General features: G+C 69.8%; 10 protein-coding genes. 9 read left to right on the forward strand and 1 reads right to left on the reverse strand.

The annotated features are described in order from the left end of the window. Nucleotides 1-116: 116 nt before the first annotated feature. The 7 genes from ACZ6IM_RS31380 to ACZ6IM_RS31410 all read left to right on the forward strand — a co-directional run bounded on the left by ACZ6IM_RS31380 (nt 117) and on the right by ACZ6IM_RS31410 (nt 8,140). The gene (locus tag ACZ6IM_RS31380; RefSeq protein ID WP_318296102.1) at nt 117-1,136 is read left to right on the forward strand and encodes a hypothetical protein; all 1,020 of its coding nucleotides are present in this window, start codon (nt 117-119) and stop codon (nt 1,134-1,136) included. Next, complete coding sequence (locus ACZ6IM_RS31385) at nt 1,133-2,014, forward strand: aminoglycoside phosphotransferase family protein (RefSeq protein ID WP_469561123.1); 882 nt, start codon at nt 1,133-1,135, stop codon at nt 2,012-2,014. The genes ACZ6IM_RS31380 and ACZ6IM_RS31385 overlap by 4 nt, the downstream gene beginning before the upstream one ends. Nucleotides 2,015-3,016: 1,002 nt before the next feature. Beyond that, the gene (locus tag ACZ6IM_RS31390; protein WP_469561126.1) at nt 3,017-4,381 is read left to right on the forward strand and encodes a tyrosine-type recombinase/integrase; all 1,365 of its coding nucleotides are present in this window, start codon (nt 3,017-3,019) and stop codon (nt 4,379-4,381) included. Nucleotides 4,382-4,724: 343 nt separating this feature from the next. Then, nucleotides 4,725-6,068, forward strand: a complete 1,344-nt coding sequence (gene pcaDC, locus ACZ6IM_RS31395; protein WP_052837639.1) for a bifunctional 3-oxoadipate enol-lactonase/4-carboxymuconolactone decarboxylase PcaDC — start codon at nt 4,725-4,727, stop codon at nt 6,066-6,068. Between the two features lie 44 nt (nt 6,069-6,112). Continuing rightward, entirely contained in the window at nt 6,113-6,748 is a 636-nt protein-coding gene (locus ACZ6IM_RS31400; RefSeq protein ID WP_052837705.1) for an MBL fold metallo-hydrolase, read from the forward strand. Nucleotides 6,749-6,808: 60 nt separating this feature from the next. Then, the gene (locus tag ACZ6IM_RS31405; protein WP_052837640.1) at nt 6,809-7,588 is read left to right on the forward strand and encodes an exodeoxyribonuclease III; all 780 of its coding nucleotides are present in this window, start codon (nt 6,809-6,811) and stop codon (nt 7,586-7,588) included. Between the two features lie 144 nt (nt 7,589-7,732). Next, nucleotides 7,733-8,140 (forward strand): DUF6278 family protein, encoded by a 408-nt coding sequence (locus ACZ6IM_RS31410; RefSeq protein WP_052837641.1) that lies wholly within the window; start codon nt 7,733-7,735, stop codon nt 8,138-8,140. Between the two features lie 253 nt (nt 8,141-8,393). Here ACZ6IM_RS31410 and ACZ6IM_RS31415 read toward each other — a convergent pair whose 3' ends face one another. Next, nucleotides 8,394-10,001, reverse strand: coding sequence for an amidase family protein (locus tag ACZ6IM_RS31415; RefSeq protein ID WP_469561131.1), 1,608 nt, complete (start codon nt 9,999-10,001; stop codon nt 8,394-8,396). A gap of 235 nt (nt 10,002-10,236) precedes the next feature. Here ACZ6IM_RS31415 and ACZ6IM_RS31420 point away from each other — a divergent pair, with 235 nt between their 5' ends. After that, nucleotides 10,237-10,971 carry a lytic polysaccharide monooxygenase gene (locus tag ACZ6IM_RS31420; protein ID WP_469561134.1) on the forward strand — a complete coding sequence of 245 codons (735 nt, stop codon included), beginning with the start codon at nt 10,237-10,239 and terminating at the stop codon, nt 10,969-10,971. Between the two features lie 284 nt (nt 10,972-11,255). Further along, nucleotides 11,256-13,088 (forward strand): glycoside hydrolase family 35 protein, encoded by a 1,833-nt coding sequence (locus ACZ6IM_RS31425; protein WP_469561137.1) that lies wholly within the window; start codon nt 11,256-11,258, stop codon nt 13,086-13,088. Nucleotides 13,089-13,101: the final 13 nt, after the last annotated feature.

Below are 13,101 nucleotides of genomic sequence, written 5' to 3' on the forward strand. Positions count from 1 at the left end.
CCCGCCTCGAAACGGAAAGTGCACCCCCTGGCAGGGCGGAGGTGCCGGTTCAGGTCCATGACGGCCGCATCCTGGGCAGAGGTAGTACAACACCTCCAAGCGGGAGCCCTGCCTCTGTGGACCGTCGCGCCTTCCTTGCCACGAGCGGCCTTGCCGCCATTGCCCCGATAGACCTCGTCCACCTCGTGACCCCAGCAGCCCCCCGGGAGATCCCGACTCAGATCCGCCCGCGCGAGATCAGGCAGCTGAAGTCGCTGGCCGATGTCATCCATCGCCAGGACAACGAGTACGGAGGCGGCGGCGCGGTGCGAGAACTCGCCCGCGGCGCCATCATGTGGGGAGCCTCCCTGCTGCCGGTGCCCTGCCCCGAGCCCCTGCGGCCTGAACTCCTGGCCTCTGTGGCTCGGTTAGGGATTGTCGTCGGCGCCTCGCAGTTCGACGCGTACGCCCACAACGATGCCCGAGTCAGCTTCCGGCTAGCCGCTGAGTGCGCGGAAGAAGCCGGGGAGTGGCACCTGCGCGCCAAGACGTACTCGTTCATGGCTCGGCAGGAAATCTGGGTCGGAGATCCGGATACTGGCCTAACCCACGCAGAGAAGGGTCTGGTGCGCTCCGACCGACTCAGCGCCACCGAGCGTGCCATGCTGCACACCGCACGCGCCCGCGCCTTCGGCAAGATGCGCGACGTAGCCAACACCCTGCGCGCGGTCGGAGAAGCCGACGCCGCGTTCGAACAGTCCGACCCGGCACAGGACCCGCCGTGGATGGCCTACTACGACTACGCCCAGCACCACGGCGACACCGCCCACGCGCTATTCGATCTCGCGGTCCACGCGGACCAGGACCCCGGGCAGGCGGCCCGCCGCTTCGAAATCGCGGTCAAAGGACACGGCAACGCCTTCGCCCGCTCGCGCGCCATCTCCGAGACAAAACTCGCTTCCCTGGTCATGGCCAAGGGCGACGATCCGCGGCACGCGGTCGTGCTCGGCCACCGAGCGCTGGACGACGTCGGCAAGCTGACCTCCTGCCGGGCCGCCGAGGACCTGCGGGAACTCGCCCGGTTCGCAGGCCGACACCGGAACCTCCCCGAGGCCAGCGACCTGCGCGAGCGCATCGCAGCTACGGTGCAGGCGTGACTACTTCACCCACGCCCACCCAAGCCGTACTTGAGGAGGCGTGCCACGCCGTTGGCCTCGACGCGACCAACGCCCAACCGATACGGATCGCCGAGAACGCCGTTTGGCGTCTGCCCGGGGGGATGGTGGTGCGTATCGCCCGGCCTGGCCAGGCCGCCGCCGCAACGCGCGAGGTCCAGGTCGCCCGCTGGCTGGCAGCCCAGGGCGTGCCCGCCGTACGCGCCCTTGACCTGCGGCAGCCGGTAGCAGCCAGCGGGTACCCGGTGACGTTCTGGGAAGAGCTGCCGCCACACGCAATCGGGACCGTCACCGACGTCGTCGTGCTCCTCAAGCAACTGCACGCCCTGCCGAAACCAGACCTGCCACTGGGTGAGCTGGACCCGTTCGTCCGGCTGGTTGAGCGCATCGACGCAGCGAGCACGATTTCTGACGATGACCGGCTGTGGCTGAAGGGCCAGCTTGAGGATCTCAAGCAGCAATGGGCCTCGAGGCCGAAGGGCCTGCCGGAGTGTGTAGTCCACGGGGATGCATGGGTTGGCAACGTGGCGCGCACGGAGGCCGGCCCGTTGTTGATGGACTTCGAGCGCGCTTCGTTTGGCCCACCGGAATGGGATCTCGTGTCGACCGCAGTGAAGCTCACCACGACCGGCGCGGTGTCTGCGGAGGAGTACGCCGCGTTCTGCGAGACCTACGGCGTTGATGTCACGGAGTGGGAAGGGTATTCAATTCTGGCTGGCGCGCGAGAGCTGCGGATGACGACGTACGCTGCGCAGCACGCAGCCAGCCGCCCTGAGTGGCGGCGCGAGGCGCAGTACCGCATCGACTGCCTGCGCGGCCGGGCAGGGGCACCGCCGTGGCGATGGAAGGCAATCATGTAGCCGCGGACAGGCCGACAACCAGATACTCAGGCAGGGGCGGGATCGGTGTTCGGCATGTGAGGACATCAGGTGGGTCGAGCGATCAGCACTGGGCCATCGAGCGGCCAGGCAGTTTGGGCACAGCCCGGAGTCCGTCCTCTTCCTGCCTAGGGGGAGTAGCACTGCTCGCAGCTTCCGCTCCTCCAGGGCGTTGCATCCGGTGACGCCAGCGAAGCACATCGACTGCCGCTGGCGCGGGGCGGAGAACACGGTGGCGAGGTGGATCAGGACCTCGGTCTCGTAGCAGTCGGGGCACTGGGCGACATGGATGCCTGGTCTGCACTCGGCAGCCGTGATTTCGGCGCTCAGCCAGGTGTGGTGGCAGGACCGGCAGGACAGCGGCCCAGGAACGGAGCCGAGAATCACTGCCCGCTAGACGTACAACGGACACTGCGCGGTGACATCGCGGGCGCTTCCCCCTCTAGGTGCTCCGCCGACCGCTTGCCTTCTCGAACAACTAGGCCGTAGGTCATATCCAGAGCGCTCACCCCTCTGAGAAGCAGGTGAGTCGAGGGACTGGGCCGCACCAAGAGAAACAACTGCAGAACTGGTAATGATCTGCGCCGCCTTCTTCCTGGCCGGGTGCTCATCACGGCTCCGATCGCAGGACAGGAACTCGTCGCGACTCGTCGCTGGTGATTCATGGGTAGGTTCTGGCGCTACACGCCGCGGTACCTGACCCCGGTTCGGCAGCTACCTTTCCTTATTCGCCCACGGCAGAAGAGAAAGGCGCTGGAAAGGGTGGAAGTCGCCGTGGGGGTATGTCAACGTACAACACCCTGAACCGTGTGGCCGGTCAACCCGTCCCCGAGGTAGCGAGGAGCTCACCCTGTCCGCGAACGTTGCCGATGTGTCCGCCTTCTCTTGGCCCCACCAACGTGCGCGACGCACTCAGAGCATGGATCGCGTGCGGACGGCGAGCGCAACATAGACGACGATCGCCGGTTAGCAAAACCGGCGATCGTGGCGATCCTCGAAGCACGTTCGCGTGCGCGGCTGTGCTTGGCGGTGGAGCTACGCGAACCTGCAGATGCCGCTCTGCGCCATGGCGCGGAACGGTGCTGGTCTGCTGCCAATCAGATGAGCCAGTGCCTAGTCGGCGTAGGCCACGCACAGAAGGAGAGTGAGTACCTCCTGTCCGATCCGATCAAGAAGCTCCCACCCAACTCGAAGGGGCAGGTGCGATACCGGTTCGTGGTCGACGTGGGAGTCGACCCTGCTACCGGAAAGCGCAGACAGCTGACTCGTACGTTCGCCACGCTCAAGGAAGCGAAGGTTGAGTACGCCCGCATCACCAACCGTCGCCAGGAAGGGACGCTCGTTCCTCCTAAGCAGATCACTGTCAATGAGTGGCTAGATCGGTGGCTGGTCATGAAAGCGGATGATCTGGAAGAAACCACGATCTACAACTACCGGATTACCTTGGATCGGGTTCGCGGAGAGTTGGGCCACATCCGGCTTCAAGAGCTCACGGAGGAAGATGTAGAAGAGTGGATGCATTGGGCGTTGAGGTATGGACGCGCACGCGGCGGAAAAGCTGGCACTCCGCTCGGGGTGACCAGTGTGGAAATGAGCCTTGCGCGATTGAAGGATGCCTTGAATCGGGCAGTGACGCGGCGGCTGCTGACCATGAATGTGGCTCAGCACGTCACAATTCCACGTCGGGCGCGTAAGGAGGATCGGAAGAAGAAGCAGGAAGTGAAGCCATGGAACGTCCAGGAAGTCCAGATGTTCATTCACGGCGTCAGGACGGAACGGCTCTATGCCCCCCTTCTGCTGTCCCTCATGGGTCTGCGTCCTGCTGAAGTCTGCGGACTTCGATGGGAGGACGTCGACTTGGAAAAGGCCACGATCACCATAGCCAACACCCGGACGATGATGGGGAATCGATACGTCGTGGAAAAGGACACCAAGTCCATGGCCGGAGAACGTGATCTTCCTTTGCCGGGTCCAGTACTGATGGCCCTCCGAACGTTCAAGAATCTCCAGGCCAAGGAGAGGCTCGTCCTTGGTGAGGCTTACTCGGACTCTGGATACGTCGTGGTGCACGAGACCGGGGAGGCTTTCACGATCAAGCAACTCCGCAGGCGCGCGTACCGGCTCATGGAGGTCCTTGGCCTGCGCAGAGTACGTCTCTATGACGCTCGTGCCTCCTGCCTCACTTTCCTTGCCAACAACGGCGTGCCGGATCACATCCTCGCCCGGTGGGCCGGGCACACGAACGTGAAGACCACGAAGAAGTGGTACGTGAAGCCAGATGTGGAAGACCTCCGCGAAGCCGCCACTACATGGGACGGCCTGCACGGTGATGCGGAGGGTCGTGCGTGAGTTCGGCGGCGTTTCCCAAGGGTGGTTTTCAGGTGGTGATCGGAGCGGCCCGAAAGGTTTCCCGCTACGTTGTCCCGTCCTTCGGGATGGCACCACATGCTTTGCTGCAAACTCGGAACAGCTGGCAGCTGTGCTGATGGAGGAAGCAGCGCGACGACGTGAGGACCGGGCGAGAGCGCGGCCGGCAGGCCACGCTGCGTCAGGGGCGCGCGTACACGCTGAGCGGCTCAGCCTCGATCGGCGAGGCCGTCGGCAGTGCCCGACGAGTCGAGCTGCGGGTGCGTCGAGCCGCCGGCTTCCCCGGGCTGTGTGAGATTTCGTGAGACGTGAGAGGGTCTGGGGCGTGAGTGAGACACCACCGAACACCCTGCAATACCGCTTTGACGGGCCAGAAGACGCCCCGGTCCTGATCTTGGGTCCCTCACTGGGTACCACATGGCACATGTGGGACCGGCAGGTGCCCGAGCTGGCTCAGCAGTGGCGGGTCTTCCGCTACGACCTGCCCGGACACGGTGGAGCCCCGGCCCACCCGGCGGGCTCCGTCGCGGAACTCACCACACGTCTGCTGGCCACCCTCGACGGACTCGGCGTGCAGCGCTTCGGGTACGCCGGCTGCGCGTTCGGCGGCGCCGTCGGCATCGAGCTGGCCCTGCGCCACCCGGAGCGCGTGGCCTCGCTCGCGCTGATCGCCGCCTCGCCCCGGTTCGGCACGGCCGACGAGTTCCGCCAGCGCGGCGTGATCGTGCGCACCAACGGGCTCGACCCCATCGCCCGCAGTTCCCCGGAGCGCTGGTTCACCGGCGGGTACGCGGCCGCCCAGCCCGCGATCACCGAGTGGGCCGTGCAGATGGTGCGGACCACCGACCCCGGCTGCTACATCTCGGCCTGCGAGGCCCTCGCCGCCTTCGACGTCCGCGGCGAACTCGGCCGGGTCGGCGTCCCCACCCTGGTCCTCGTCGGCTCCGACGACCAGGTCACCGGCCCCGCCGAGGCCCGCACCCTGGTCGCCGGCATCCCCGACGCCCGCCTCGCGGTCGTCCCCGGCGCCTCCCACCTGGTCCCGGTCGAGCAGCCCGCGGCCGTCACCGACCTGCTGGTGCGGCACTTCACCACCGCCTGGCAGACGCCCCACGACGCCACCGCCACCGGCCAGGTCCCCGTCCCGGTCCACCCCGCCGCACACCCGGTCCCGGTCGCCGGGCCCGCCGCCGCGCCCGTCCAGCCGGTGGCGGCCCAGCCGCCGCAGACGGCGCCCATCGCCGAGATCGCCCCGGCACCCGTCGTACCGCCGCAGGCCCAGGGGCGGCCCGATCCGTACGACGCGGGGCTCAAGGTGCGCCGCGAGGTCCTCGGCGACGGGCACGTCGACCAGGCGCTCGCGCAGGCGGACGAGTTCTCCGGGGACTTCCAGGAGTTCCTCACCCGGTACGCGTGGGGCGAGGTCTGGGACCGGCCGGGCCTCGACCGGCGCTCCCGCAGCTGTGTCACCCTCACCGCCCTCGTCGCCGGCGGCCACCTGGACGAGCTGGCGCCCCATCTCAGGGCCGCCCTGCGCAACGGCCTCACCCCGGGCGAGATCAAGGAAGTACTGCTCCAGGCGGCCGTCTACTGCGGCGTGCCGGCCGCGAACGGGGCGTTCCGGGTCGCCCAGCAGGTCATCCGCGAGGAGACGACACCACCGGAGTGAGCCCGGCGGGCCTGGAGGGGGCACCCGGCGGCAGGATGGAGGGCATGAAGCTCACCAAGAAGTCGCACGCCTGCGTCCGCCTCGAGAAGGACGGGCAGACACTCGTCCTGGACCCCGGCGGGTTCAGCGAGGAGGACGCCGCCCTCGGCGCGGACGCGATCCTCGTCACCCACGAGCACCCGGACCACTTCGACGAGCTGCGGCTGCGCGCCGCCATGGAGGACAACCCGGCCGCCGCGATCTGGACGCTGAAGTCGGTCGCGGAGAAGATCTCGGCGGCGTTCCCGGGCCGCGTCCACACCGTCGGCCACGGCGACACCTTCACCGCCGCCGGCTTCGACGTACAGGTCCACGGGGAGCTGCACGCGGTGATCCACCCGGACATCCCGCGCGTCACCAACGTCGGCTTCCTCGTGGACGGCGGCAAGGTCTTCCACCCCGGCGACGCCCTCACCGTCCCCGACCACCCGGTCGAGACCCTGATGCTGCCGGTCATGGCCCCCTGGAACAAGATCGCCGAGGTCATCGAGTACGTCCGCGAGGTCGGGCCGCGCCGTGCCTACGACATCCACGACGCGCTCCTCACCGACCTCGCCCGCCCGATCTACGACCGTCAGATCGGCGAGCTGGGCGGCTCCGAGCACCTGCGGCTGACGCCGGGCGACTCCGCGCGGGTGTGAGACCCGGGGCCGGACCCCGGGCGGGACCGGTTGTCAGTCCCGCCCGGTAGGTTGTGGGACATGCGCATCGCGACCTGGAACGTGAACTCGATCACCGCCCGCCTGCCGAGGCTGCTCGCCTGGCTGGAGAGCAGCGGCACCGATGTGCTCTGCCTCCAGGAGGCCAAGGTCGCCGAGGCGCAGTTCCCCTTCGACGAGCTGCGCGAGGCGGGTTACGAGGCGGCGGTCCACGCCACCGGCCGGTGGAACGGGGTGGCGGTGCTCTCCCGCGTCGGCCTAGAGGACGTGGTCAAGGGCCTGCCCGGCGATCCGGGCTACGAGGGCGTCCAGGAGCCCCGCGCGATCTCCGCCACCTGCGGACCGGCCCGCGTCTGGTCCGTGTACGTGCCCAACGGCCGCGAGGTGGACCACCCCCACTACGCGTACAAGCTCCAGTGGTTCGAGGCCCTGCGCGCCGCCGTGGAGAGCGACGCCGCCGGCAGCCGGCCCTTCGCCGTGATGGGTGACTACAACGTGGCGCCGACGGACGACGACGTCTACGACCGGTCGGCCTTCGAGGGCGCCACCCATGTCACCCCCGCCGAGCGCGCCGCCCTCGCCTCCCTGCGCGGCGCCGGCTTGTCCGACGTGGTCCCGCGCCCACTCAAGTACGACCACCCCTTCACGTACTGGGACTACCGCCAGCTCTGCTTCCCCAAGAACCGCGGCATGCGCATCGACCTGGTGTACGGGAACGAGCCCTTCGCCAAGGCGGTCACCGACTCCTACGTCGACCGCGAGGAGCGCAAGGGCAAGGGCGCCTCGGACCATGCGCCGGTCGTGGTGGACCTGGACCTGTAGTCGTCCACACGGGCCCCGTCGTGCACGCCGCACTCGCACGCCGTCCGCGCACGCCGTCCGCGCACGCCGTCCGCGCACACCGCACGCGCACGCCGTCCGCGTGCCCTGTGGTGCACATGGCGGTACGAATGACAGTCTGGAGGTATGAACTTCCCCTTCCTGGGCAAGCGGCGCGAAGATCCTCGGGCGCATGACGCGGAGGGCATCGGCGACCTGCTCGCCGAGTGCGATCTGCTGCGCGCGCAGGCGCTGCGGGAGGGGGTCGGGCTCGACGACTCCGCGCTCTCCCTGGAGCAGTTGGACCAGGTGCTGCCCCGCTGGCGCAGCGACGAGGAGATCCTGACCTGGCTCGGCAACGACGCCGGTCTGTACCTCGGCACCGTGATCGTGCGCACCGTGCCCGGCGCCGTCTGGACCATCCGGTCCGACGGGCAGCCGGTCGTCCGGCTCGCCTCCGGCCGGGAGTTCGACGTGGTGGCGAGCGGCCACGCGTGGGCGGAGGACGGCGTGCCCGAACTCTCGCAGCTGTACGGCGAGGTCGCCGAGGCATGAACCGAGCCTCCGCCCTCGCGGCCCCGGTCGTGAAGCCCCGCCTTAAATAGGGGTAATGACCGAAGGTGCGTGTCGGCGGTATTCACGACGTTTGTCTCGATACGTTGCGGTGGTCGGAGCCGACACGAACGCACGGGGGACTACGCAGGGTGCAGCCGGAGATCACTGCTCGCGGGCGAGGAGAAGGTCAGCTGCATACCGGCGAGCGACCGCGTCGAGACGCCACTCGACGACTTGGCGCCCGCCGGTCGGCTCAGCGCGCGGTCCCGGACGGAGTCGAGGACAGATACCGGGGCGCCCGCCAGGCGTCCAGCCGGTGCTCCACCGCCGCCCCCAGGGACAGCAGTTCGGCGTCCTGGCGGTCGCCGGCCATGAGGAGCAGCCCGACCGGCAGTTCGCCGACGAAGCCGGCGGGCACCGACAGCGAGGGGTACCCGGCGACGGCGGCGGGGGTGGAGGACGGGATCACGTCGTTGTCGCCGCGCGCGCAGTCGGTGGTCCAGGCGGGCGGGTTCGCGGGGGAGGCGATGGCGTCCAGGTCGTGCGCGGCCATGACCTCGTCGATGGACCGCCGGGACAGGTCGGTCAACTCCGCGCGCATCGCCCGGTACTCCGGGTCGGTGGTGGGCGGCGCGGCCAGCGCCTGCTCGAACAGCTCCTGGCCGGCGAAGCAGGTCTGCTCCCGCGGGTGCGCGCGGTTGAACTCGATCAGCCCGGCCAGGTCCTGCGGCCCGCCGCGTGTGGGGAGATAGGCGTCGATGTCCCGGTGGAACTCGCTCAGCAGCGCCGGGAACTCGAGTTCGGCCAGCCGCTCCTGATAGGGCATGCTCACCTCGACGACCTCGGCCCCCGCGGCGGTCAGCCGCTCGGCCGTACGGGTCATGAGGGCGTCCACCTCGGCGCCGAGGGACGGCAGGCGCCACAGGCCCATCCGTTTGCCGCGCAGGGTGCCGGGACGGCCGGCCGCGTCCGTGAGGCTCGCGGCGCCGTCGGCCCGCACGGTGTCACGGCCGCCGAGCACCGAGAGGGTGAGCGCGGCATCGATCACGTTGCGGGCCATCGGTCCTGCGGTGTCCTGCTCGGCGGAGATCGGCACGACGCCCGACTGGCTGACCACGCCGAGGCTGGGCTTCAGGCCGACCACGCCGTTCATCCCGGCGGGACACACGATGGAGCCGTCCGTCTCGGTCCCGATCGCCACCTGGGCCAGCGACGCGGCGAGCGCAGCGGCCGAACCGGAGGACGAGCCGCAGGGGTTGCGGTCCAGGACGAACGGGTTGTTGGTCTGCCCGCCCACCGCCGACCAGCCCGACGTCGGCTTCGCCGCGCGGAAGTTGGCCCACTCGGACAGGTTGGTCTTGCCGAGGATCACCGCGCCGGCAGCCCGCAGCTTCCGGACCAGGTCCGCGTCGGTGTCCGGCGGGCTCCCCGCGAGGGCCAGCGATCCGGCGGTGGTCGGCATGTCGCGGGTGTTCACGTTGTCCTTGAGCAGGACCGGGATGCCGTCCAGCGGGCCGCGGGTCTTGCCGAGGCGATGCCTCAGGTCGCTGGCGGCGGCCTGGCGCAGGGCCGTCGGGCTGGTGCGCAGCACCGCGTTGATCCTCGGGTCGACGGCCTTGATCCGCCGCAGGTAGGCGCGGGTCAGCTTGAGCGAGGACAGCGATCCGCGGTTCATGCGGGCCTGGAGTTCGGGGATGGTCACGGTGTCGAGGTCGACTCCGCCGACCAGCGTCGACTCGGCGGATCGCGCCGTGTCGCCGGGTCCGGATTCGGCGGCCCCGGCCCGTTGACCGGGTGCCGCCGCGACGAGGGGGACCACGACCAGGATTGCGGTCAGGGCCGCCATGCTTCTCTTCTTCATGGCGGACAGCCCACTACACGGGACCGCCCGGCACAAGAGGGCTCCCGGCCGGGGCAGTTGGCGCGCGCGACCGGGCGCCTGGGGTGGTGTGCGACCCCTTGACGGCCCTCGCTCCTTCGCTAAGGTCTAGACCTGCATGCGTAGGTCTAGACCTGCGCTGCGAGGGTTGCCTGATCGGCAACGTCGTAAGCCGGGGCAGGCTGATTCGACGTGGACCGAAGGGAAAAGTGATGTCATGCGCATGAAAAGAAGGGTGGCCGCCGCAGTGGGTGCGCTGGTCGCTCCCGTGGTGGCCCTGAGTCTGCCGGCGCCCACGGCGAGCGCCCACGGCTGGGTGGTCTCGCCGGGGAGCCGACAGGACCAGTGTGCCAACCGCGTGGTGGAGTGCGGTCAGATCAAGTGGGAACCGGCGAGTGTCGAGGGTCCGAAGGGGCTGCGCAACTGCAGTGGCGGGGACGCCCGGTGGGCCGACCTGGACGACGACGGCAAGGGCTGGCGGGTCACACCGATCGGCACCACGCACACCTTCACCTGGACCATCGAGGCACGGCACGCCACCAGCAACTGGCAGTACTTCATCGGGAATCAGAAGATCGCCCAGTTCGACGGGCACGGCGCCCTGCCGCCCGCCTCGGTCAGCCACCAGCTGGACTTCGGTGGGTTCAGCGGGCGGCAGAAGGTGCTCGCCGTCTGGAACATCGCGGACACCGCCAACGCCTTCTACGCCTGCATCGACGTCAACGTCGGCGGTGGGGGCGGCGGTGGCGGGGATGACGGCGGTGGCGACGACGGCGGCGGCGACCAGCCGGGCGACTGCGTCGCGGGAGCCTGGAACGCCGGGAGCGTCTACAACGGCGGCGAGACCGTCTCCCACGACGGCCACACCTGGCGTGCCAAGTGGTGGGTGACGGGCGAGGAGCCCGGCACCACCGGCGAATGGGGCGTCTGGGAGGACCTCGGCGCCTGCTGAACCGCCGCACCGCCGGATCTCGACCACCGGACCCGGCGCCTGGGTACAACAGGTCGGCGTACGCACCGGAAGGAGCGTACGCCGACCCGCGCCCTTCCGGACCGGTGGTGGCCCGGACGCTGCGGTCCGAGGGCGGGCCGTCGGCGGCATGGCGACCGGGTCCCGGTCGTCCGCGAGCGTGATAGCGATGCCAGGTGCTCCGAGCTGTCTTTCAAGGCGCTCGCTGATCTCATCAGTCGAGCGATTGGCATCGATAACATCATCTGCCATAGTCGCACCTACCGATGGCCGGTCCGGTTTCCCCGCGCCACCGCTGTCAAGGAGGCACTGTGCAGCGACCCACCCTCACCTACGCCGACGGCACCCTGCTGCGCAACGGGCACCCGCACCGCATCCTGGCGGGCTCGCTGCACTACTTCCGGGTCCACCCCGGACACTGGGCCGACCGGCTCCGGCGGCTGGCCGCCCTCGGTCTGAACACGGTCGACACCTACGTCCCGTGGAATTTCCACGAGCGCACCGAGGGCGACATCCGCTTCGACGGCCCCCGCGACCTGGCCCGCTTCGTCGGGCTCGCCCGGCAAGAGGGGCTGGACGTCGTCGTGCGGCCGGGCCCGTACATCTGCGCCGAGTGGGACAACGGCGGTCTGCCCGCCTGGCTGACCGGCATCCCCGGCATGCGGCTGCGCACGTCCCACGGCCCCTTCCTCGAAGCGGTCGACCGCTGGTTCGACGAACTGATCCCACGCGTCGCGGACCTCCAGTCCGGCCGGGGCGGACCGGTCGTGGCCGTGCAGATCGAGAACGAGTACGGCAGCTACGGCGACGACCACTCCTACGTCCGCCACATCCGTGACGCCCTCGTCGCCCGGGGCATCACCGAACTGCTCTACACCGCGGACGGACCGACCCCGCTGATGCAGGACGGCGGAGCCCTGCCCGGCGAACTGGCGGCGGCGACCTTCGGCTCACGTCCCGCCGAGGCCGCGGCGCTGCTGCGCTCACGCCGGAGCGGGGAACCGTTCTTCTGCGCCGAGTTCTGGAACGGCTGGTTCGACCACTGGGGCGAGAAGCACCACGTCCGGTCGGCGGCGAGCGCGGCCGAGGACCTCGGCGGCATCCTCGACGAGGGCGGCTCCGTGAGCCTCTACATGGCGCACGGCGGCACCAACTTCGGGCTGTGGGCGGGCGCCAACCACGACGGCGACGCCATTCAGCCGACCGTCACCAGCTACGACTCGGACGCCCCGATCGCCGAGAGCGGCGCCCTGACCCCGAAGTTCTTCGCCCTGCGGGACCGGCTGACCGCGCTCGACGGCGCCGCGGTCCGGCCCCCGCTCCCGGCGGACCCGCCACTGCTGGCCCCCCGCGAGCTGCCGGTCTCCCGGCAGGCGGCCCTGCTCGACGCGCTGCGCGCGGTGGCCGGGCCGGTGACCGCACCGCTGCCGCTGAGCTTCGAGGAACTGTCCCTGGCCTCCGGCCTGGTGCTCTACGAGGCCGAACCGCTGCTGCCCCCGGGCGACCACGAGGTGACCGTCACCGGCCTGCACGACCGCGCCCAGGTGTTCGTCGACGACACGCCCGTCGCCGTACTGGACCGCGAGAGCGCCTCGTTCACCGTCACCGGCAGCGGAACGCGGGTCCGGCTGGCGCTGCTGGTGGAGAACCAGGGGCGGATCAACTACGGCCCGCTGCTCGGCCAGGGCAAGGGCATCCTCGGCGGCGTCCGGGTGGAACGCCGGCTGGTGAACGGCTGGACGATGCGTCCGCTGCCGCTCGACGCGTGGACGCGGCGCGACACGGCGCGTGCCGCGACGGCGGCGCCCCCGGACGGCCGGGCCGGCTTCGCCACCGCGGTCCTGTCCGTGGCCGAGCCCGCGGACACCTTCGTCGCCCTGCCCGGGTTCGGCAAGGGATTCCTCTGGGTCAACGGCACCCTGCTGGGCCGCTACTGGGAGATCGGCCCCCAGACCACGCTCTACCTGCCGGGGCCGCTCCTCGGCCCCGGCGACAACACCCTGACCGTGCTGGAACTCGAACGCCTCGGTGACCGAGTCGCCCTGCACGACCGCCCCGGCCTCGGGCCGTCGGAGGAGTACGTGGAGACCTTCGGCTGACGCCCTGAGCGGG

The sequence above is a fragment of the Streptomyces sp. NPDC042336 genome (genome assembly GCF_055581985.1).